At 56.0% G+C, this 22,724-nt stretch carries 14 protein-coding genes, 1 tRNA gene and 1 pseudogene; 5 read left to right on the top strand and 11 right to left on the bottom strand.

Going from position 1 to position 22,724, the window contains the following annotated elements:
- Positions 1-112: 112 nt before the first annotated feature.
- From DHV10_RS14605 to DHV10_RS14560, 10 genes and pseudogenes are all read right to left on the bottom strand, one after another.
- Positions 113-517, bottom strand: coding sequence for an RrF2 family transcriptional regulator (locus DHV10_RS14605; RefSeq protein WP_109487080.1), 405 nt, complete (start codon positions 515-517; stop codon positions 113-115).
- Between the two features lie 271 nt (positions 518-788).
- Positions 789-1,874: pseudogene (locus DHV10_RS14600) on the bottom strand (YeiH family protein).
- A 385-nt stretch (positions 1,875-2,259) separates the two neighbouring features.
- Positions 2,260-4,374: a family 2A encapsulin nanocompartment cargo protein cysteine desulfurase gene (locus tag DHV10_RS28005; protein ID WP_109487079.1), complete on the bottom strand. Its 2,115-nt coding sequence runs from the start codon at positions 4,372-4,374 to the stop codon at positions 2,260-2,262.
- Positions 4,358-5,278 (bottom strand): family 2A encapsulin nanocompartment shell protein, encoded by a 921-nt coding sequence (locus DHV10_RS14590; RefSeq protein ID WP_109487078.1) that lies wholly within the window; start codon positions 5,276-5,278, stop codon positions 4,358-4,360. The genes DHV10_RS28005 and DHV10_RS14590 overlap by 17 nt, the downstream gene beginning before the upstream one ends.
- Positions 5,279-5,407: 129 nt before the next feature.
- On the bottom strand, positions 5,408-5,728 hold the full coding sequence (locus DHV10_RS14585; protein WP_109487077.1) for a rhodanese-like domain-containing protein: 321 nt from the start codon (positions 5,726-5,728) through the stop codon (positions 5,408-5,410).
- A 295-nt stretch (positions 5,729-6,023) separates the two neighbouring features.
- Complete coding sequence (locus tag DHV10_RS28295; protein ID WP_420818751.1) at positions 6,024-6,245, bottom strand: helix-turn-helix domain-containing protein; 222 nt, start codon at positions 6,243-6,245, stop codon at positions 6,024-6,026.
- A 79-nt stretch (positions 6,246-6,324) separates the two neighbouring features.
- Complete coding sequence (locus DHV10_RS14575; protein WP_162601548.1) at positions 6,325-7,272, bottom strand: PIG-L family deacetylase; 948 nt, start codon at positions 7,270-7,272, stop codon at positions 6,325-6,327.
- 149 nt (positions 7,273-7,421) lie between these two features.
- On the bottom strand, positions 7,422-8,378 hold the full coding sequence (locus DHV10_RS14570; RefSeq protein ID WP_109487074.1) for a rhodanese-like domain-containing protein: 957 nt from the start codon (positions 8,376-8,378) through the stop codon (positions 7,422-7,424).
- A 68-nt stretch (positions 8,379-8,446) separates the two neighbouring features.
- On the bottom strand, positions 8,447-10,843 hold the full coding sequence (locus DHV10_RS14565; protein WP_239461692.1) for a DOPA 4,5-dioxygenase family protein: 2,397 nt from the start codon (positions 10,841-10,843) through the stop codon (positions 8,447-8,449).
- Between the two features lie 847 nt (positions 10,844-11,690).
- On the bottom strand, positions 11,691-12,986 hold the full coding sequence (locus DHV10_RS14560; RefSeq protein WP_162601546.1) for a lactonase family protein: 1,296 nt from the start codon (positions 12,984-12,986) through the stop codon (positions 11,691-11,693).
- A gap of 303 nt (positions 12,987-13,289) precedes the next feature.
- On the opposite strand from DHV10_RS14560, the gene DHV10_RS14555 reads away from it, so the two are divergent.
- From DHV10_RS14555 to DHV10_RS14535, 5 genes are all read left to right on the top strand, one after another.
- Positions 13,290-16,682 (top strand): TonB-dependent receptor, encoded by a 3,393-nt coding sequence (locus DHV10_RS14555; RefSeq protein WP_109487071.1) that lies wholly within the window; start codon positions 13,290-13,292, stop codon positions 16,680-16,682.
- Positions 16,683-16,738: 56 nt separating this feature from the next.
- The gene (locus tag DHV10_RS14550; protein ID WP_109487070.1) at positions 16,739-18,718 is read left to right on the top strand and encodes a S9 family peptidase; all 1,980 of its coding nucleotides are present in this window, start codon (positions 16,739-16,741) and stop codon (positions 18,716-18,718) included.
- Positions 18,715-20,379, top strand: a complete 1,665-nt coding sequence (locus DHV10_RS14545; protein WP_239461689.1) for a M28 family peptidase — start codon at positions 18,715-18,717, stop codon at positions 20,377-20,379. Before DHV10_RS14550 ends, DHV10_RS14545 begins: the two co-directional genes overlap by 4 nt.
- A 39-nt stretch (positions 20,380-20,418) precedes the next feature.
- Positions 20,419-21,642, top strand: coding sequence for a threonine synthase (locus tag DHV10_RS14540; RefSeq protein WP_109487069.1), 1,224 nt, complete (start codon positions 20,419-20,421; stop codon positions 21,640-21,642).
- Between the two features lie 44 nt (positions 21,643-21,686).
- Positions 21,687-21,762, top strand: a tRNA-Cys gene (locus tag DHV10_RS14535).
- Between the two features lie 49 nt (positions 21,763-21,811).
- Here DHV10_RS14535 and DHV10_RS14530 read toward each other — a convergent pair.
- On the bottom strand, positions 21,812-22,510 hold the full coding sequence (locus tag DHV10_RS14530) for a tyrosine-type recombinase/integrase (RefSeq protein WP_204101422.1): 699 nt from the start codon (positions 22,508-22,510) through the stop codon (positions 21,812-21,814).
- Between the last annotated feature and the right edge of the window lie 214 nt (positions 22,511-22,724).

Genomic DNA, 22,724 nt, shown 5'->3' with positions numbered 1-22,724 from the left:
TTACATGCCTCCGAAGTATGCAGTGCCCCGAGATGGTGCACGAGTTCTGCCGAGTTCGCGATGCGGATACGGTCAGATTTGAGCGACGAGTGGATTCAGCTCGAAAGGAAAACTAGCGGCAAATATCAGCAAGGGAAGTGCCGTCCAGAATCCGTGCCGCGGCGTCTCGGACGTCAAGAAGAACTCGAAAAAGGGCGCGCTGTCTGTCGCCGGATTTGACTCGTTTGCGGAGCGATTCAGCGTCCTCAAAGGGGGCCAGCGGTCCGTCGATACGGCGGATCACTTCACCCAAAAAGATCTTCTCAGGCGCTCGTTTGAGCTGGTAGCCGCCTCCAGCACCACGAATGCTGTTCACAAAACGAGCGCGTTTGAGATCTCGCAGAATTGCCTCCAGAAACTTCTCAGGGAGTTGTTCCTCCTTGGCGATGTCGCGAGTTTTGACAACATCGTCGGGATAATGCTTTGCCAGTACTGTAAGAGCTTGCAGCGCGTAAAGGCCTTTTTGGGAGATCCTCATATTCTCAGAAAGTCAACTCTGGATCTGCAGTCATATGGCGGCTAGAGTTGGGGAAGAAACGACTGGAATAAAGTCTACCAGTAAACTAGACTTTATTCTAGTAAATATAGAGATCGCCTGCCTGCGGCGTAGATAAACATTCATGGTCGCAGGCACGCCCATCCAAGAATCAAGTAGGGCAGAACTGGGGGGATCGAACCCGCAACGCAGTTGCTTTAGACCAGCAGCTAGTCACTTGGTGAGTGTAGCCCATCTATTTAGCAAACCTCTGCTACAGACTTGCGAACCGGCTCGCTCCGTAAACCAGAGCAAGCGTAATCACCGCGATCGCGATCTCTCCGATAGCTCCTACCAGGAACGGGCGCACCCCCTGCTTGCCTAGATCGCGCAGATTGGTTCGAAGTCCGACGCCTGCGAAGGTCAGGAGAAATGCCCAACGGGAGAGATTTCCCAGGGCGGCAGTCTGAGACTTCGTGAAGAAGCCAATAGACGCAAGGAGGGAGATCAAGAGAAAGCCAAGCACAAACTTTGGGAACTTGGCCCACAAAAATGCGCCCTTGTTCTTGACCTGAGCAGCCTGCCCGCGAGAAGCCTAGTAGATCGCGTATCCGAGGACCACGAATCCAATCATTGCATTGCGGCATGTCTTAGCCAACACCGCGACCTTTCCTGCCGCATCGGAATTGAGGGCTCCAGCTGCGGAAGCTTCAGCGGTGTTATCGACAGCGAGCCCTGCCCACAGACCATAGCCACGATCACTCAGGTGAAGCGTGTGCCCGATGAGTGGGAAGAGGAACAATGAGATAGCGCCGAGTGCGAGAATGGCTGCGATTGCGTAGGAAGAATCCTCTTCGTCGGCATCAATCGCCCCTTGTGTAGCGATGATTGCCGAGACGCCGCAGATCGATGATCCAACCGCTAGTAGCGTTGTTAGCTTGGGACGTAGTTCGAATGCCCGCCCCAGAAGAGTCATGAACGTCAGCGACAATGCAATCTCGATGAACACCAATGCGAGCGAGAGACCGCCCAGACGGAGTACGTCACCGAGCAGGAAGCGAGCGCCGAGAAGAACGATACCCACTTTCAGCCAGAACTCGTACGTGGCCACTCCGGCTCGAAACAGAGTTGGGAGACCTATGACGTTCGAGATCAGAAGGCCAATGAGGATTGCCCAGAGCACGTACTCGATGTTCGGCAGGACGAGATGATGTGCTTTGCCGTACTGCGCGATAAACCGCTCGATAAACTTCCCCGCATACCCAACGGCCGCGAGCAAAAGAATACCCGGCACAAGTGCAAATGCCCGGCCCTGCAGTGAGATCGAGCGAGGTTCGGAAAGTGCGACTGAGTCTGCCATTGAAGGCTCCTTTCAGGTGGTTACCAGGGCACCGCTTTGAGGATTCCAACGCGAACAAGAAGGGCTAAAAGCAGTGCGAGGACCACCGCCCAGGTGTCTATGGAGATCTGTTGCCTGGATGAGGGGCGTGTAACGGACATGGGCGTGCCTCCGTGTATTGGGCTATGGATTGGGGATTTCAGGAATGGAGCGGAGAAGAGAAAGCTACTGACAACAACAGGCAGCGAGGGTACGGCTGGAAGAAGGTCGGCCGGCTTGGAGAGAGTGGATCATATCTCGCGTCTTCCTTTTGTATCACTGCTTTGTTGCAATCGCAATAACCTGGCTCGAAGTGTGGGAGTCGAAAGCGAACTCGAAGCAGATCCGACTTCACTTAGCTGCTCGTTCACTCGATCGATGTTCGTCCCTGCCGCAGATTCCAGAGCGCTCGAACTAAGGCATCGATGTCGTCGAGAGTGTTGTAGAGGGCTAGCGAAGCTCGCGCCGTGCTTTCCAGTCCGAAGCGGCGGAGGATTGGTTGGGCGCAATGATGCCCTGAACGGACTGCAATCCCATTATGATTGAGGTAGTCGCCGATCTCTTCGGTGCGGAATCCGTCCATCACGAACGAGATCACGCCAGCCTTTTCCTTTGCTGTACCGATGATTCGCAGGCCAGGAATCTGCAGGAGCGACTCTGTTGCGTAGACAAGCAACGTATGTTCATGGCGGGAGATGTTCTCCATTCCGACGCGGTCAAGATAATCGATCGCAGCGCCGAGCCCAACGGCGTCTGCGATATTGCCGGTGCCGGCTTCGAAGCGTTGCGGTGCGGGCTGGTATATGGTCTTCTCGAAGGTGACGTCTTGGATCATGTTGCCGCCACCCTGCCACGGTGGCATATGTTCGAGTATCTCGGGCTTGGCGTAAACAACGCCGATGCCCGTAGGCGCGAACACCTTATGCCCTGAGAAGACGAAGAAGTCGCAATCGAGCGATTGAACATCGGTCCGCATGTGCGATACGGACTGTGCTCCATCGAGCAGGACCTTGGCGCCGTGTCGATGAGCAGCATCGATGATTGCGTTTGCGGGCGTCACGACTCCGAGGGCATTTGAGACTTGCGAAAATGCAACGAGGCGCGTCTTGGGTCCCAGAAGCTTTTCGTACTCGTCCAGGAGGACTTGTCCGGTGGAGTCCACCGGTACTACGCGAAGGTGTGCGCCCTTTTCTGAGCACAGCATCTGCCACGGAACGATGTTGGCGTGGTGCTCAAGCCAGGTGATTACAATCTCATCGTCTTTCTGAATGTTCTGACGACCCCAGCTCTGCGCAACAAGATTGATTCCTTCCGTTGCGCCGCGAACGAAAACAATCTCACGAGAGGACGATGCATTCAGGAACCGCCGCACCTTCTCCCTGGCTGACTCGTAGGCGTCCGTTGCTCGCGCCGCTAATTCGTGGGCAGCTCTATGGACGTTAGAGTTTTCGTGCTCGTAATAGTAGGTAAGCCGGTCAAGAACACTCTGCGGCTTCTGAGTTGTGGCGGCGTTATCGAGCCATACGAGCGGGCGCCCGTGAACACGCTCGTGAAGAATCGGGAAGTCTCGCTTGAGAGCCGCGGCGTCGAAAGGAAATGAAGAGAGATCTCTCTCCGCAGGAACATTCGGTTCTATGCCAGCAGCGTCTCGACTTTCCAAGCTCTCCGGCGTTATGGAGCGGGGTTCCTGAGGGAACCCGAATGGGTTTGCAGGAGATGAGTGGAGGTTTTCGTCTGAGCGAGTTCCGTCCGAAAGCCTGAGAAGGCCAGGGTCGAGACCCGCGGGGACTGGACCTGGAATGGATGGTGTTGTAGAGAATAGCGGTCGGGCCTCCTCCATGAATGAGAACGCAGGAACTGCTGACGAATCCACATGCCCTAGGGAACTTGGAACTGTCGGCGAGGGAGGACTGTTGAAACTCGACGTCGTTGATGTTGGCTGCTCATTGTTACTCGGAGGGTGAGATGCTTGCCAATCGGACGCAAACTCGGAATCGGGTCTCGAGTCGGGGTAGGCGGTCGGACCTAGTGTTGGATCGAATCCGAAGGCTGGTCGGATCTCGTCGAGAAAAGAGAACGGTCCTGAAACTCCGGTTGGGATTGTCGATGCTGCTGCACCCGGCAGTGCAGGTGGCGACATCTGGATCTGAGTTGTGATCGGCGCAATTGTAGCTGGCCCGGCACTCGCTGGCATTCCAGGAAGATGGGGATCTGAAGGTAGCGAAACCTCAGGGGGGAATGCTGGAACCGATGAGGGTTGAGACTGGAGTGGGTTGGCGCCCTGCGTTGGGTTTCGGATCTCGTCGGGAAATTCTTCAGCGCCGGCCGGCAATGCATTGAACAACTCGTTGGCCATGCGCGCGAGTACTTCCGGGCTTACGAGCGCTCCCGATAGAGACGCGAGGGCGTCGTCGCCACCGGTGTTCAATTTCCCAGTCGTCGGGTTGCCGGGCAGATCTCCCGGACTACTTGGTGTACTCATGGTAGTGCCCAACCTCGACATCATCGAGAACCGCTATGGCATCGTCAGCGAGAACAGAAGCAGAGCAGTAGAGCGAAATCAAATAGGACGACAGCCCGTTGTCGCTGATTCCCTTGAATCGCACCGATAGACCTGGGCTCTGTTCGCCTGCGAGCCCGGGCTGGAACAACCCAATGACGCCTTGCTTGCGCTCGCCGACACGGACCAGAAGTATCTTTGACTTCGGAATCTTGCCGGCTACCCGAATCTTGTCGGTCGGGATGAGGGGAATCCCGCGCCACGTAAGGAAGGGATTACCGAACAGAGTGACTGTGGGCGGAGGCACGCCGCGGCGCGTGCACTCACGGCCGAAGGCGGCGATCGTACGCGGGTTGGCAAGGAAGAATGATGGCTCCTTCCAAACCTTCGTCAACAACTCGTCGAGATCGTCGGGTGTCGGAGAGCCTTTTCGTGTGGCGATGCGCTGCGAGTCTACGACGTTATTCAAAAGGCCATAGTCGGCATTGTTGAGGAGTTCGTTTTCCTGTCGCTCCTTCACTGCTTCGATTGTGACTCGCAGCTGCTCCCGGATCTGGTCGTACGGTTTGCTGAACAGGTCTCCGATGCGCGTGTCGACGTTAACGACAGCATTGATACTGCTCAGAATGTATTCGCGCGGATTCTCTTCGTACTCGGCGTATGTTCCAGGGATCTCTGCTTCTTGAATGTGGCTGCAAGCAACCTCAATGGGTTTCTCATCGACAACGCGATTTCTGCGGAAGATACCGGCCTCGAGGGGCTTCCAATCCAGAAGCCGCACGACCCACCGCGGCGTAACCGCACTATATATAGGAGCAGTCTTGGTTACGTTTGCAAGTTGATAAGCCGATTGTTCGCTGAGAGATGTACGCGTAGTTTCAGGCACAGAGAACTCCTTGCTATTTGCCGAAGAATGCAGCGATTTTACATCGGAGAAGTGGCCAGGGCATCAACAATGCTCAATCCTGGCCGCTGTCGCAGTTCGGAGGCGCCGAGTGGAGCGGGAGAAGTCGGGTCAATACTTGCGAACTGCGCGATCAACACGCTCGGACCAAGCATGAATCCCACCTCTAAGGTTTCGGACTCGCTTGAAGCCCCGCTCTTGAAGTAATTCCGCTGCCTTGACTCCTCGCGAGCCCATCTTGCACACCGTTACGATCTCGTGCCGTGAGTTCAGTTCATTGAGGCGCTTCGGAAGCTCCGGCAACGGAATCAGGTGACCGCCTATATTGGAGATCTCATATTCGTATTCGTCTCGGACATCGAGCAGAAACAGCTTATCGCCGTGGTCGAGTAGGGTCTTTAGTTCTTCAGCTTGAATCTCAGGAACGCTCACTTCGCATTTCTCCTTCTTTGGCCCAAAATAGAAAACCCACCTGCCAGTGCATCTTCTGGCGGTGGGTCCGTTGAGACTCGATTGATTTCAGCCTATTGGCTTCGCAATCCCCTCATACCAGAAGACACGTGCTCGCAGCACATACAGCAGGCGAGACAACAAACGACGCTCTTCTGGGAGCCAAAACTCATGTCGTAGAGCATATCACGTCTTTCCGAGGACCCGTAGATGACCAGCACTAGTGATTGTTGATGAAGCGAATGTGTTTCATCCCAACCCAATGGAATTGAAGTGGTTAGGCGGTTAATAGGGCTCGTATGACCTCAGGCCGATTTTTGCGGATTTCCCCGACATTGATTCGCAGATCGTGGGTGGTTCGCGTAAGTGTATTGGGATGAACTCCCAGCTGCCGCGATGTTCTTCCAAGGTGGAAACCTTCAGCTGCCAAGACTTCGATGATGTAGCGCCTCTGAAATGCGCGAAGGGCCTCAGCATAGGAGATCCCCGACAGACGCATATCTCGCGCCACGAGCGCACAATGTACCCATGGCAGGTCCGGTGCGGAACCGGGAGCCTCAGTCGACTGATTGAACTGCCTATTTGTCATTGTGTGTGACGTCCTGACCAAGAAGGCGGAAGAGTGAGTCGGCTGATTTCTGAGCCTGGGGGCTACTCGAAAGATCTACCCAGATGTATTCTTTCGGGTCTCTGCGGTCCATTGTCTGCAACAAGCCCTGTGATTTGTGCTCGGCGATCATCCAATCCACAACGATTTGGTATGACAACGCATCACGGAAACCGAACTTGGTAGTTCTGTCGAATGCGAAGCGATAGTCGAGTTGCCATGTCTGCGGGAACAGTTCTGTCGGCAGTGGTTCGAAGCGCGCCGGATTCGTATCGAATCCAAGCAAGACTGGCCGAAGAATGGGAGGCAAAGCCTGGATTGCCGAAGCCGCCAGGGCCGTAGCAGCCTGATGGTACCCGTGGGATGTGGCACGCGGAAGCAACGCGAAGACGTACCTATACTTCTCTTGCCTGATCAGTGCTCGAATGCGTGAGGAGATCAAGTCAGACTTCCAGCCGTACTTGGCCCCATCCCTCTCGTCTGTGGTGAAGTGCTGATCGACCTGATCGAGAAAGTAGTGCGATCGTATCCCAAGCACCTTGCCGGCATTGATTGCCTCTTGTCTGCGAATCGCCGGCAATTCTCTCCGCCCGACGACCTCATTCGTCAACGGCTTCTTATAGTAGGCCGCGGCGAGGGTTGAATAGCGATAACCGCCTTCGCCGTTCGTGATGATCAGTTCGTCTACGGTTCCGCCGAGTTGCACAGCCATTTTGTAGACGGTGGATGCGCAGTAGTACTCGTCGTCTGGATGCGCGACTACGATAAGGGCCTTGCCAGGCTGTTCTGCGAAGACAGTACCGAGCCCGATTAGAGGAACGAGCGCGAATCGAGCTAACCAGAAACGGGCTCTGTAATGCCTACGAAGCTTTGGGTTCTGATCTTCCTCGACGTGTCGGTTTCGAGCTCTTTCGACCACTCTCGAGACCCCTCTCTCAATCCGAGTTAGCGAATTCGACAATTGCGGCATGATGTAGGAGATCTCCTTGAACACCCGGGGAAAAGCTCCAGGTCCGTTGAAACCGCAGCACAAGTCTTATACTGTGCGGACATTCACTCGGGAGTGCGTCAGAACCGCTCGGGTGGATTCGTGGGCAGTCCCTCTGCTTCCCAAGCGCGAAATCCACCAACGATGTCCGTCGCCCTCCAAAGCCCAATTTCCTGCAATCCGGCAGCAGCGAAACTGGACGCATAGCCTTCCGAACAGAAAACAATCACGCGTAAGTCGGGGCTACTCGCGACTGGCAAACGAGCGCTGGAGGTTGGATCGAAGCGCCATTCAAGTACGTTTCGCTCAACAATGAGCGCACCAGGTATCGTGCCTTCCTCGGCCCGCTGACTGCTCGGGCGGATATCAACAAGCACTATGTTTTGATCGGCCGAGACCGCATTGCAGGCTTCGCGCGCAGATACTCGGTGCAGACGGGAACGCGCACTTGCCACGAGGCGGCTCACATTGGATTCGTCCACACGTTGAGTTGTCTTCTTGCCCTGCGTGAATGGGTCCGGAACGATCGTTTGTTCCCGATCCTGAGATGTGGTGTTTCGCAGAACCAGATATCCATTGTCGAGCTCGTATTCATTCATTTCATTTAGCGGCGGCGAATAGGCGTGAATGCTGACCGCGAGCGCACTCGAGTCGTTCCGAACATCGTGTGCATAGTCCGGACCAAATGAGAAGGCTTTGCCTCTTTCTGCAACATGGCAGGATCCGTCCGCCCGGATCTCCTGCAGGACGCCGGAGGCTACTGCGAACGCGCCGATGGAGCCACCATGATCGTGGAACCCGGTCGACTGCCCCGGCAACCAGCTGATGATCCAGATGTCATGATCTGGTGCGTGATGAATCCGCTCATACCAGCGCCGGTCGCCGCGGAAACGCACGCGATCTGCCCATTGATCCGTCGCTGCGACTTGGGCCACAATCTCTTCCAGTTCAGAGGTCGTTCTGAGATCCCGTGCTGAAGATGCATACTCTCGCGAGATGAGTTCTGATGTAGCTTGTTCCTGCGAAGTGGCGGACATCTGAATTGCTCCTGTGAACGCAAGGCTTGGTTAACCGTCCGAACGATTGACAATGATCGAAGCTTTACTCAAGAGAGCTCGAGCTTGATGGAGGGAGTCACGTTCGGAAGAATCTTTTCGACAATTGCTTTCCCTCGTTCGTCGCGCGGTGCCTTCATCCCGTAAGCGTTCACAGGCTGCGAGCGGTTTACCCACAGTGTGTAGTAAAGGTGATCGGCTCGAGGATCATCAGTGTTGGGATGCAATAGGATCGTGAGGCCCAGGCTGTTGAGCTGCACCCATGGAACAATCACTGGAAGAAGATCATTGGTGAATCCGAAATAGAACGACGGCGTGACGTGTGGTCCGCGAGGCTGCAGGTTCCAGTCGCCCAACTCGACGGGGAAGCGCTCCCCAGCCCAGCGACGGATCAGTGCCGCTTTCTCATAGGTGTCGTAGTCGAAGTAGAAGTGCGCGTGATAGCTCTTGATGTCCGTGTAAGCACGCGGCTTTGCGGGCAGCCCGTTTTCAGTACCGGGCCATAAGCCCCTGGGTTGAGCCGTGGGCTGCTTCAGCGTTTCATATCCCCACTCGCTGGGTCCGTGGTCCGCAGAGACATATGGCTTGATGGGACCATTCAGCGCGAGAAACGCAGCAGCTGGTCCAGCCACATGTTGGTCTGCGTCCTCTCGGGCTTCTGCTTGAGCTTCATCGCCGAGTGTGAGTCCAACAGCGGCTGCACCCGCTCCGAAGAGGAACGATCGTCGAGTAGGAGCGAGCCAGTCTGCCCATTGTTGGTCGACTTCGCTGTTCTTCACGATCCGCTCGCTCGAATCAAACCGGAGGTCGTCGCTGTTGTGGCTATACGTGTCGCACATGGATGTCTCTCCTCGTTGGACATTGCTGCCGCAAGCAAACCGTCTGGGCATCGATCTCTCGCGGATTTGCTCAATCAATGGCTGAATTCGATGACGCGCTCGACGCAGGTGCAAAAAGCGGCGAAGAAAAAGACGCTGATGAATCCAGACATCGATCCGGTCTTCCGGCTTCGAGAACTCATGAAATTCTCCAGGGTAGGAGTACGCGAGATAGGGCTTGTTGCTCTTTTTCAGCGCAGTGATGAGTTGTTCCGACTCATAGGGTGGAAGTTGCGGATCGGCTTGACCATACTGAATCAGCAATGGAGCTTTAATCTTCGGAACGTCCGGAATGATGTCGGTCTGACGATACGCTTCAGGTTTCTCGTCAGGGGTACCGCCCATCTTGATCTCCCACCGGATTTCGGAATTCCGATTGGTGCGCTCGAGAAACGTAGCGCGATTGACTGCGCCGCCAAAAGAGATTCCCGCCGCCCATAGCTCTGGCAGTTTTGTTACGGCATAGTGCACCATGGTTGCTCCGTGGCTCGTGCCGCCGATCGCGATCCTCTTGGGATCGGCAATACCGCGATCGATCAGATAGCGCACCGCGTCCCCAACGTCCTGCACTTCGCCCCCGCCGGAGTCACCTACGTTGAGATTTCGGAATCGTTCACCATATCCGATCCCGCCTCGGTAGTTTGGATGGAAGACGACATACCCGTCTTGAGCGAAGTAAAGCGATAAGGGCGAAAAGCCAAGCAAGTCCTGTCCTTCCGGACCACCGTGTACCCAGAGGACAGCCGGATACCGCCGACCTGGTATATATCCAGGGGGGAAGTAGAGTACGCCGGAAAGAGTCAGCCCATCCTTCGCTTTGAAGTGAACAAGTTCGGGGGTTTTCCATTGGAGAGCTGCAAAGTTCTGGGGCAGCGTGTGCGTGAGTGCTCGCGGTGTGTCGGTTGTCTCTGTCGATGCGACGTAGAGATCGGGCGAGTGAAACGGAGCAGAATGCAAGAAGTAGATCTGCTTTCCATCGCGCGACCATTGAGGCGCAGATTCAATTGAGCGAGAGAAGTTCGTCACTCGATGCGGAGGAGCAGCCCCATCGAGAGGCACGATCCAGAGATGGCGCTCTTCGGGTGCGTCTCGATTGGACTGGATGAGAATCGCTTTGCCGTCAGGAGAAAAGATCGGATTCGCGTCTTCAGATTCTCCAAAGGTGAGCTGCCGTGGAACACCGCCATTCACACTCAGAAGGTAAACCTTGTCCCAGCCAGTGTCCTGAAGTGTGAACGCAAGCGTCTTTCCGTCCGGAGACCAAGTCACTTTGTCGATCGCCCAGGCGCCACCGTTATCCGGTTTGGCAGTGTAGAGTTCGCGAGGCGGTGAAGGGGACCGACCCGTGGCTAAATCAAATGCAAGCAGCTCAAGTTTGCCCGAGAAGAATTCGCGCGAACGTTCGGTGAAGGTGAGCTGAGTTCCATCCGGAGACCACGCGGGGTCGGGGAAGAACAGTCCACCAGCCAAGCCATCGCCATCAGTTGTGGGCTGGTCGCCGAGGTGTTCAGGGCCGAGATAACGCTCAGTAGTGGCGAGATAGTTCTTGTACTTGCCATCGGAACTCACTACCCAAAGTTCGTTTTGGCCGCTTCGTCCTGACTGGAAGAGAATCCAGTTGCTCTTTGGGTTCCACTTCGGAGTGTGATCGCGATTGACTCGGGGATCGCCAGGTCCCGGCGCGCCATCCGTGAGCCTTTTGGGTTGACCCCCATCGGCGGAAACTACCCAGATCGAGCCACCAGCCACGTATGCGAGAGTTCGGGAGTCAGGCGACCATGCAATTTCAGACTTGCTGGCTGGGTCAGATGTGAGCCTTACCGGCCAACCTCCAGTAGCCGGGAACAGGAAGATCTGTCCGGATCTGGTGAAAGCAAACCTGGACCCATCTGGAGACAGAACCGGAGAGATGATGTCATGGACTGATTCCAAATCTTCCGCTGTTATGGTTCCGGACGGCTCTCTGGTCTGGCTTAAAGACAACGACGATGCTACAGCAGACAATATAAGCAAAAGGCCGGCAATTCGCGTGCGATATTCCATTTCTCTCCTCGTACGAGTTCCATGCCGCCATGGAATAGGCGGGTTATTCCGGCGTCACAGCAATGCGACGGGAAGATGCAAAAGCCGGACGCAGTGGTCCTGGCTCAACTATCAGCGACTTGCTCCTTTGCCAAATGCGCAGAGTAGAGCGTGAAGACACTGCATCAGGAGCATGGCTTGGTATGTGTCAGAAGAGTTGGATTAGCAACATCGACAAGGAAGGAGACGAGCCACCGGGCATCCGCTGGAAGGAAGGCTGATGGGTAGGGTCATCATTCCTACAAAGTATCACGACGCTTGAGGATCTCGTTCGAGTCCAACCGAAAACATTCTTTCCCGGGTGGCGCTGCTACTCGGATTTCACACGGCGTCCTCAGTGATTCAACTCCAGGGCTTGGAGAGTTCGTGATTTGTAGTTCGTCAGGTAGAGTGTCGAGCCATCGGCGGAAAGACTCAGATTCCGCGGGAATCCTCCGGCAGAGATTCGATGTGGTTCCGGATCGGGGTTGCCTTCCAGCTTGTGGATCGCAAGATTCCCGTTGCCTTCTGCGAACCGATTCGAATTTGCAACGGCCAGGTATCGATCACTCATGAAAAGCCGCATTCCGACCGGTGCGGTTCCCCCTGAAGCGAATGAATGCAGCAGCGAATGTTCTGGATCGTTCTCCAGACGATGAGGGTCGAACTCCAGGATGGAATTGTCTCCACGTGCAGAAACATAGAGCCGCGATGCGTCAGCTGCCTCGACGATCCGCACCGGCGAACAACCGGCCGCAACGCGCGCCAGGATCGCATCCGGCTTGATCGCGATGGCTCGCTGGACGTCAACGACGCTAATGTATCCATTCGGGCGTGCCGGTGAACCTTGTTTCTGCACACGATCATTCTTTGAGAGCACAGGGTTGTTCGATCCCGCAATCGCAAATGATTGAGATTGAGGAATCAATTCAGACGCCACGTAGAGGCGGCTTCCGTCTGGTGATATCGCTAGACTCGGTACGACATCGCCGGCCGGGATCTGGCCAAGGGTATGTGGAGACCGCGCGCGGCCCTTTTGATCGATGCCTGTCGAGATTACACCCACGCTCCCTCGCTGCCCGGAGACGATACCGTACTCGTTCGACGAAAATACATATTTTCCATCTGGGGTCGCGACCACATCGAACGTGCCTGCTCCAGCTGTCTGATGTGCGAAGCGAGGCGTGCCCTTTCCGTGCTCCAGATCTCGAACGTCGAGGAACGCGACACCCTCATCACCAACGCCAATAGCGAGCGTTCGTTCCTGCGGGAGGAGCACGAGTCCATTGGCCCCTGTTGAGCCCGTCTTCACGAACCCTACTGGCGACAGTTTGTGAGTGGCAACATCGCGGCGGAATACCTCGATGCCTGAAACCGCGTCGGTGCGACTACCTGCGGCTGAGTCCGGGCCGGGGAAATCCGGCTGATCGACATTTGTGACCGATACGAATACGAATCGGCCATCACGTGTGGAGACTGCAGAAGTGGGATTGCCACGAGTTGCGCAGATCTCCGAACGGATGTCGAGATTCTGCGCCGGCCTTCCAAGATGAGTGGCTAGAAACAGAATCGCAACGGCAAGGTTGCTGATCAGCGAATCGGACGGACTACTCAAAGCTGACTTGAAGGTATTCATGCGCATTCGATTCATCTTTGTATCATCGAGACGAGAAGATTTTGACAAGTACGTGATCTGTGGTATACCAAACCCATGCGCGTTTTGACCCACTTCACGAAAAACCTCGGATCAACCTCGAGCGCATCCTTCCTTTGTTGTCGATGTCGCTAACGGCATCTTCCCTGACAATCCAGTCGTAATCGAAGAGATCTGAACCGGCATTAGTGTCTGTGCAGATGTCTTTCTGATCGACGACTCTCCGCCTTCGTATGACCGCGAAGATGCGGAGTCCTATTCGTGACCTCGCACATCCAGCGTGACCCACGCGGAGGAAGAATGACTCGCCTCAAATTTCGTACGCTATTGATCGCTTTGCTCTTAATCGTGCCAGTACGCCACATCTTTGCCCAGACTCTTACCAGCGCAACGGTAGTAGGAACTGTGAAGGATCCTGCCGGAGCGTTGCTTCCGCAAGTTACAGTGCATATCCGTCAACCTGAAACAAACTCCATCGCCACAACGCTGAGCGGCAAAGCAGGCGAATACCGATTTCCGTTCCTGAAGCCGGGCAACTACGAAATCACAGCAGAAGCAAACGGTTTGGCTGCCGAGCCTGTCCGTATTCATCTGCTCGTGGGCCAGGAGCAGACTGTCGAGGTCACTCTTGGAGTGAAAGCTGTGCAGCAGACGGTTGAGGTTAACGCCGGCAACGAGCTGTTACAGACGGAAAACGGCAACAACCTGACTGATTTCAACCTGCACTTCGTCGAGAACACTCCCGTAAATGGCGGAGATATCACGAATCTGGCGTTCTCAACGCCGGGAGTGCGCGTCAACGTTGGAGGAGGCAACAACAACTTCAACGTCAACGGGCTGCCGTTCAGCTCTGTACTGTTCACCTACAACGGGGCGGACATCGTTGAGCCCTTCGGCTTAAATAACAAGTCGGGATCGAGCAATAACACGCTCGGGCAGAATGACGTGGCTGAAGCCTCAGTGATCACCAACGCCTACAGCGCGCAGTATGGCCGAATGGCAGGCGCGCAGGTGAACTACATCAGCAAGTCCGGCACGAATCGATTCCACGGCAATCTCGTTGAAAACTACAACGGCGACATTCTGAATGCGAACGACTACTTCAGCAATGCCTCGAATACGCCCCGAGGCCGTGCGGTTGCAAATCAATTTGCCGGATCAGTAGGTGGACCGATCAAGAAGGACAAGATTACGTTCTTCTACAACTACGAAGGGCTGCGCTACTCGCTGCCGACAAACAAGGTTGTATCGATTCCTTCGCCGGAGCTGCAGAATTACGTTCTTGCGCATGTCCCGGCGGCTTCTGTGCCGTACTATCAGGATCTCTTCAAGCTCTATAACGCTGCTCCCGGTGTTAGCCGTGCTGTTCCGGTAACCAACGGATCCGGGCAGTTGCAGGACGGTACGGGCAACCAGGGCTGCGGAAAGAACAATGGACTGTCCGGTGTTGCAGTTCCGGGTGGGAGCGGCGCGACGTTTGGTGGCGCAAGCGGTGTACCTTGCGCAGTCGCGTTCGTTTCGACGGCCTCGAGCGTGAACACTGAATATCTGACCGATGGACGGGTAGACTGGAATATCAACTCCAAGCAGAAGCTGTATTTCCGGATTAGCCGAGACTCTGGAGTGCAGGCCAGCAGCACCAGCCCGATCAGCCCGCTGTTCAATGGAATCAGCCCCCAGCCCTGGGTGATTCCGCAGTTGAACCACACGTATACGATCACACCGAACCTGGTGAACAACCTGGTGCTGAACGGAAACTACTACTCTGCGATCTTTTACGGATCCAGCAACTTCAAGGCTGCGCAGCAGGCTATACCTCTCGCCTTCAGTTTCACCGACGGTGGCGCGGGTGATGCAGGGTTTCAGGCTCTCGGACCAGCGGCTCCGCAGGGACGGCGCGGACAGCAGTTGGGAGTGATCGACGATCTTTCCTGGAGCCATGGGAAGCACACGCTGCAGTTCGGAGTGAATAACCGTAACAATCGCATCACCAGCACCGCCAACCAGAGCGGATCGATCATCGGCACGTACACTTTCGGCAGTGTCGCTGACTTCGCACAGGGCAACATCGCGGATGCGAAGAACTTCAACAGCTTTACCCAGTCATTTCCGGTCTTGCCGACTGTGCACCTTCGGGTCGACTCGCTCGGCTTCTACGGCCAGGATGAATGGTCGATTCGCCCAAACCTAAAGGTGACGTACGGTGCTCGCTTCGAGTATCAGCAGAACCCGTGGTGCAAAGAAACCTGCTATTCGCGAGCGAACACGGCATTCCTCGCTCCCGGGTACCAGGCCGGCAGCACCGTTCCATACAACTCGACGTTGCAAATCGGCAGTCATACTGACTTCAAGAAGTTTGAAGGCATCATCCCCGAACCTCGAGTGGCTGTAGCGTTCTCTCCTCACGGAGCGGGAAAGACCGTTCTTCGCGGTGGCATTGGGCTGTTTGCAAACACAATTGCGGCGAACATTGCTGCGAACGTCTATGGCAATGCGCCTAATAAATTCGCACCTAAAGTGACTAACGGAACGGTGGGACTGGCGGGCGATACAGGTTCATCGCAAGCCGCTGCCGTTGCATCAAATAATGCATTCCAGAGCGGATTCTCCAAAGGGTATACCCTCAACCAGCTGAAGGCAGCTGTTCCGGCAGGGGTCACCTTCTCGACTCCAACGCTCTACGTGAACCCTGATCGCTTCCACACGATCAAGGTTCTTGAATGGAGCTTCGAGATCGAGCAGCCTCTATCTATTCACGACGTGGCTTCGATCTCCTATTCAGGAAACCACGGATACAACGAATCGATTTCGGACGCTGCGGCGAATGGTTGGGCTGCGAATGGGTTCGGCGGGCTTCCCAAATCGATCCCCGATCCTCGATTCTCGACTGTCACGCAGATCTTCGATCGCGGATTCTCTCGTTACAACGGCCTGACTGTTGTGGAACGCCATTCACTCACGCACAACCTGCAGGGTGAAGCGAGCTACACATGGAGCAAGGCTCTGCAGCTTGGGACGATCTACAACCCAACTGTATACGCTCTTAACGGATTGACACCCACCGGAACGACAGACGCGAACTACGGGCCTACGAACTTCGACACCAGGCACAACTTTACCGCGGACTTCGTGTACTCCACGCCTCACAGGGGCGACCGCTTTGCCAATCGCCTGCTCGGCGACTGGAAGTTGGGCGGCAAGGTCTACCTCTACAGCGGTCGGCCTTTCACAGTCATCAACAGCGGCGTGAGCACCGCCAATGTCTTCTCGAGCTCATTCAGCGGAAATGTGTTGGCGGACGCAGTGGATACCAGCGTTGTAGGAAAGCATTGCGGTGCAAGCGCAGTCAAAACGCCGTGCTTGAGTACTAGCAATTTCAAATCCGCTGCGGCGCAGTCGGATTGGGGCAATACAAAGCCCAACAGCTTCCGCGGTCCTGGCTTTGCCTCAGTTGCTGCACAGCTCGGAAAAGAGATCGCCGTGGCTGAGCAGACCCGTTTCGAGATTGGAGCCGACGCCTACAACCTCTTCAATCATCCGAACTTCGGACTTCCGAACGCCGACGTGAATAAGGGACAGACGTTCGGCACGGTCACGACAGACGTCAGTGTTCCAACGAGTATCTACGGAACGGGGCAGGGCGCGATCGTTTCGGGTCGAGTGCTCGTCGTCTACGGGAAGTTCATCTTCTAAAAACGTGGCGAGGCTGCTTCTATCGGGCCTCGCTTTCTCTTGTCGGGAGATTGTGCATGCGGAAGCTCGTAGTACCTGTAACTCTGTTCGCAACTTTGGCGTCAGCACAGACACGAAAGCTGACGATTGATGATCTGCTGACGGGCGGCGAAGGGTTCGGCCGTCGCGGAAATGAAATATTGTCGCGGGATGGACGCTTCCGCGTTGTCGTAGAGCGTGAACAGATCGCCGTCAAGTCAAAAGATGGCGATGACCGAGTCCTCACATCTTCAGCCCAGTCGAAATCTGAACTTGCTCTCTCGCCGGATCAGCAAAATGTCGCGTATGTAAGCGACGGGCAGATCTGGACGGTGCCTCTCGTAGGCGGCGAGCCCTCCGAGCTTACGCACGATCCAGCCGGGCCGGGAGATCCGCGTGGGGCCACAGATCATCATCCGCAATGGAACCAGAACGGCCGATGGATTCTCTATGAATCCGGTCAGAAGGGTTTCAATGAACTGTATGTGATCAGTTCCGACGGCAATGTACGGAACAAGCTTGCAGCCACGGAGATCTACCGCGGGAAGGACGTTATCGGGAGCAAAGCGCCGGATCAAGGCGATGCTGTCTCGTCGGACCGCTTCGATCCCCGGCCGCATTGGTCCCCGGATGGCACTCGCATCTCCTATACGGAGAGGTCTCGCGAGTTCTTCTCAGGGAAGCTGAAGATTCTGCCGTTCGATCAGAACTCGGGCAAGGCGGGCGGCGAACCGATCGACATCTACATTGCAAAGAACGATCCAGGTGGAGCATGGGCTGTCAACACAGCTGCGTGGTCTCCTGATTCCCAAACGCTTGCTGTTGTTCTACAAGAGAGCCACTGGGACAAGATATGGACAATTCCTGCTGCGGGCGGCAAACCAACGGAGATCACTTTCGGAGACGGCGAGGATGAGGAGCCGCTTTATTCGCCCGACGGTAAGTGGATTGTCTTCGAATCAAACCGCGGAGTCCCTGAAGAGCGGCACCTCTGGGTAGTGTCCGCGAAAGGCGGAACTCCACACCGGCTCACGGGCCTCACTGGATTCGAAACCAATCCGCGCTGGTCAGAGGACAGCCAAAGCATCCGATTCCAATGGCGATCAGCTCTTGGGGACTCTGCGACTTATCTAGCAAACGCAGCCGTGAGCGAAGAGCCGAAGCTAGAAGGCGAGATCAAGCCATCTCCGTATGCGGATCTCGGCATTGTGCCTGAGGTTGTGCACTACAAGAGCAAGGACGGCCTGCAAATCGCCGGGATCCTGTATAAGCCTGCGGGGCTTCAAGCGGGCAAACAATATCCAGCCCTCATCCTCCCTCACGGGGGGCCAGAAGGTCAGGTCACGCTCAGTGCTTCTTCCTGGTCGCTGTTCCTTGCCGGTCAGGGTTATGTAGTGCTCGAGCCCAACTTCCGCGGTAGCACCGGCTACGGTGAGAGATTCAGGAATGCAAATGTGGAGGATTCCGGCGGCGGGGAGATCGATGACATCGCTGCTTCAGTGAAGTACCTGGTCGACGCTGGCCTTGCCGATCCGAAATGCGTCGGAATTTCCGGCGGGAGTCACGGCGGCACTGTTGTTGCTAATGCCGTGGCGAAGCTACCCGATACCTTCGCGGTGGGTATCGAGAAGTTCGGTGTGGTTGATCGGGCGTTGTTCTTGCGGTATACGAATCGCAATTCGGCTATTCGGTGGGAGACCAAGATGGGCGGTCCGCCCGATGTGAGGCCAGCGGTCTATCGAAAAGCGAATGTTCTGCTTGAAGTGGGCCGGATCAAGACACCACTACTGATCCTGCATGGCGAGCAGGATCCTCAAGTGCCTCCGCAGGAATCGCAGGAGTTCGTCGCAGCGCTCGAGCAAGCCGGGAAGAACTTCTCCTACACGACGTATCCGGGCGAGGGGCATGGCTTTCAGCAGAAGGAGCACAGGCGAGACGCGTACGAACGCGAACTGGCATTTCTGAATAAGTACCTGAAACCAGAGTCCACACAGCAGCTCGCTCAGGGACAACGATGATTTCCAGACCGGTTTTGGGAGTGCTACTCACAGCCCTTTGCGTCACGGGAGTCATGGCCGTTGCCGAACATCACGGATCACCTTCACACTTCAATCCCGGCATTCGCCCGGACACTGCGGAGGCAGCCGCGGAAGAGAAAGTTGCCGAAGACGCTTGGTTTGGTCATCTGACGGTGCTTGCCGGAGACGATCTAAAAGGACGAAAGACCGGTACGCCCGAGTACCTCCGCGCGGCCGAGTACGTTGAGACTCAATTCAAAACGATAGGCCTCAAGCCGGCGGGAGTTGAAGGTTATCGACAGCCCGTCGGATTTCAAACCCTGCAAGTCGATACTGATAAATCAGCTCTCAGCCTCATTGATTCAAGCGGGAAGACAGCCGAGCTGAGAATTGGGACGGAGGCGGTGCTCAGTGCAAATAAGCCCGGCACCATCGCGATTGACGCTCCACTCGTTTTCGCAGGCCATGGACTTGTTGTTCCAGGCGTTGGTGTGAATGATCTGGAAGGGCTTGATCTGAGAGGGAAGATCGCGGTCATTCTTGCGGGCGCTCCCGCGGCGGTGCATGGGCCGCTCAAGGCCTATTATCGGACTGCAGCAATCCGCTGGAAGGCGCTGAAAGCAGCGGGAGCAGTTGGGATCGTGACGATTGCCGAGCCCCGTGTGAATCAGAATGGCCGAACCGACGCAGGGCCACGTCCTCGTCCGATTGATCAACTCAGCGACTCTGCACTCAATCCTCTCGATGGTGCGCAAGTTGTAGTGACGGTCCCAGCGGCGAACGCAGCTGTGTGGTTCAGCAGTTCTCCTCATAGTTATGAAGAGCTGGCTTCACTGGCAAAAGAGGCTAAGCCCCTACCTAGGTTCGCGATTTCCACGAAGCTCCGCGCAATCACGGTGACGCAGGAAATTGCGAAGTACGAAGCTCCCAATATCGTGGGTCTTCTGCCGGGTAGCGATCGCAAGCTGAATCGCGAATACGTTGTGCTCACCGCGCATCTGGACCACCTCGGAGTCGGCAAACCGGAGAATGGCGACGACATCTACAACGGCGCAATGGATAACGCTGTCGGCATTGCGTCGCTCATCGAGACCGCGAAGGCTCTGGGCGCAGGAGAGCGCCCGAAGCGATCCATCCTGTTCATTGCTTTCACCGGCGAAGAGGAGGGAGAACTCGGATCCCAGTTCTACGCGCGTTATCCGACCGTTCAGAGGTCGCGCATTGTCGCCGAGCTGAACATGGACATGTATCTTCCATTGTTTCCGCTGAGATTCCTGGAAGTGCAAGGGCTAGGTGAGTCCACTTTGGGGAACGATGTTCGAGCGGCGGCCCAACTGAATGACATCGAAGTGCAGTTTGACAAGCAGCCGGATGAGAACAGGTTCATTCGTTCGGACCAGGCGAGCTTTGTGAAATACGGAATTCCGGCCCTTGCGTTCAAGTTCGGTTGGCTAGCAGGGTCTCCCGAGCAGAAGGCGTTCAACGACTGGATTCATGATCGCTACCATCATCCGTCTGACGATTTGAAGCAGACGATCGATCGCGAAGCGGCCGTTCACTTTGACAGAGTTTTGCTGACACTGACACGCAGAGTAGCCAATGCGCCGACTGCTCCGGCGTGGTACCCGGAGAGCTTCTTCTCAACGATTCCGCGGACCTGATCAACAAACCAAGGTGAACAACCAGGAGAAATAGCCAACATGCCTTCGATTGCTTTCCTCGAATGCACCCGCTGTGGAGCTCACATCTCGGCCGACGAACCGCAGACGGTCTGTACGCAATGTCTAGAGCCACCGGCTGGATCGTTGTACGTGCGCTATGACCTGTCGCGTTTGAAGGGCACTGACCCTAGGAAGGTGATTAACGAATCGCGAAATGATTGGCGCGGGATGTGGCGCTACAAATCGGTGTTGCCGGATGTCGAGCCTGTGTCGCTGGGAGAAGGATGGACTCCGATCATTCGGAGCAAGCGCTTTGAATCGGTTTACCTCAAGGAAGAGGGAACTAATCCAACGGGCACCTTCAAAGCTCGAGGTTTGGCCATGGCAGTGTCCATGGCTCGACACTACGGGCTTAAGAAGCTGGCAGTACCCTCTGCTGGAAATGCCGCGGGAGCCCTCGCAGCCTATGCCGCTGCAGCCGGGATTGAGGCGCACATCTTTATGCCACAAGATGTTCCGATGGCCAACTACGTTGAGGCAGTTGCCTATGGAGCCAAGGTGACGCTGGTCGACGGTCTCATTTCAGACTGTGCACGCATAGTGGCTGAGCGAAAAGATCAGGAGGGCTGGTTCGACATCTCGACGCTGAAGGAGCCGTTTCGTGTTGAAGGCAAGAAGACGATGGGCTACGAGCTCGTAGAGCAACTCGACTGGGAGTATCCAGAGGCGGTCTTCTACCCGACCGGCGGCGGTGTTGGCTTGATCGGGATGTGGAAGGCATTCGAGGAACTGGAGGAGATTGGCTGGGTCAAACCCGGCAAGCGTCCACGAATGATCGCCGTTCAATCCTCCGGGTGTGCGCCGGTTGTCCGCGCCTTTGAAAGTGGGGCTCACACCAGCACGATGTGGCAAAATGCTTCCACTTTCGCTGCGGGGCTGCGTGTTCCGAAACCGTATGGAGATCGAATCATGTTGAACATCATCAAGCAGTCTGATGGGCTCGCGATCTCTGTGACCGATGATGAGATCTTGGCTTCGATCAAGGATTGGGCTCAGAACGAAGGAATCTTCTTGTCGCCTGAAGGCGCTTCCGTCACCGCCGCATACGGCAAACTGATCGCAGAAGGAACTCTGTCCCCGAAGGACCGCGTGCTCTTGTTCAATACCGGATCGGGCCTGAAATATACAGATGTCATCGCAGAAGCCATGGGCTTGAAGCGGCCCGCGCCCGAGCCTCAGCCAGTTTTCGAGATGCTAACGTGACTTTTGCCAAGCATCACTGACCGGGGAAGCATAGTTCAATTCAGGCGCCGGTGGCGAAGTGGCTAACGCTCAGGTCTGCAAAACCTGCACTCGCAGGTTCGATTCCCGCTCGGCGCTCCAAACGCCCAGCTTCCGTGATCCACATTGACGTAAAGTCGCCTACGCGCTCCTATCCCGCGGATCCTGGCTGCGGTTCAATACCTATGTTGTCGTTCACGGCTCCGCGGATTCGCTGTTTACATCCCAGGTACCGTTCGGTCGTTTGGACGGAAACATGTCCGAGTAAAAATTGGATCTGCTCCAGTTCTCCGCCGCACGCATGGCAGAGCTTGGCGCAAGAGCGCCTCAGATCGTGAGGTGCCACCTGAGCGAGACCCAGAGCCTTCGCGTACTGCTTTACGACGTGCCAGACAACGCGTTCCGAAACCATATCGCCCCAGGTCTTTCCCGCCCGACAGACGCATCGGAATAGGCGGCCAGTCGAAACCCCGGCCGCAGTGACCCACAGATCTATGGTCTCTTTGACCCACTCCGGCAGAGGAACCGTCCGAATATGGCCCCCTTTGCCGATGAGGTCAACAATCGCCCAATGCTCCTCGCGCTGCTGCAAATGGGTGAACTCCAGATCAGCCAGTTCGCGGCGCCGTAGTAGTCCGCAGCCAAGCAACACGGCGAGTATTGCGCGATCACGTTTCCCTTTGAGAGTGTCTGCCGGGGGTGACTGCAAGAACCGACGAGCCTCCTCAGCCGTGAGCCAGTTTCCTAACCGAACTCCGAGCTTCTTGACACCCTTTACGCGCCGGACTCCGGCGGCGAGTTCAGGGCTGAGCAGACCAGCGTCCGCAGCCTCGTATGCCAAGCGTCGCACGGCGGCGAGTCGTCCATTGATCGTGCCGGCGGCGAGATTTCGATTCTCGAGGAAGATCCGATAGCGGGTGACGACTACTTTGCTGAACGACAGGCGAGGTTCAGAGCAATACCATTGAATAAACTCATCAATCGCGTGCCGCTATTCGCGCTTCGACTCGCGTGAGCGAAGGCTGTCAAGGACAGCCGATTTGCTGTGGTCCAGATCGGGAAGG

Origin of the sequence: Occallatibacter savannae (assembly GCF_003131205.1) — a bacterium.
GTDB lineage: Bacteria > Acidobacteriota > Terriglobia > Terriglobales > Acidobacteriaceae > Telmatobacter > Telmatobacter savannae.
This window is presented reverse-complemented; position numbering and strand designations above follow the sequence as displayed.

Bases quoted from the DNA above. Each gene is read 5' to 3' on its own strand.
- DHV10_RS14605 (WP_109487080.1), bottom strand. From the start codon at position 517: ATGAGGATCTCCCAAAAAGGCCTTTACGCGCTGCAAGCTCTTACAGTA.
- DHV10_RS28005 (WP_109487079.1), bottom strand. From the start codon at position 4,374: ATGAGTACACCAAGTAGTCCGGGAGATCTGCCCGGCAACCCGACGACT.
- DHV10_RS28295 (WP_420818751.1), bottom strand. From the start codon at position 6,245: ATGCGTCTGTCGGGGATCTCCTATGCTGAGGCCCTTCGCGCATTTCAG.
- DHV10_RS14570 (WP_109487074.1), bottom strand. From the start codon at position 8,378: ATGTCCGCCACTTCGCAGGAACAAGCTACATCAGAACTCATCTCGCGA.
- DHV10_RS14560 (WP_162601546.1), bottom strand. From the start codon at position 12,986: ATGAATCGAATGCGCATGAATACCTTCAAGTCAGCTTTGAGTAGTCCG.
- DHV10_RS14555 (WP_109487071.1), top strand. From the start codon at position 13,290: ATGACTCGCCTCAAATTTCGTACGCTATTGATCGCTTTGCTCTTAATC.
- DHV10_RS14550 (WP_109487070.1), top strand. From the start codon at position 16,739: ATGCGGAAGCTCGTAGTACCTGTAACTCTGTTCGCAACTTTGGCGTCA.
- DHV10_RS14545 (WP_239461689.1), top strand. From the start codon at position 18,715: ATGATTTCCAGACCGGTTTTGGGAGTGCTACTCACAGCCCTTTGCGTC.
- DHV10_RS14540 (WP_109487069.1), top strand. From the start codon at position 20,419: ATGCCTTCGATTGCTTTCCTCGAATGCACCCGCTGTGGAGCTCACATC.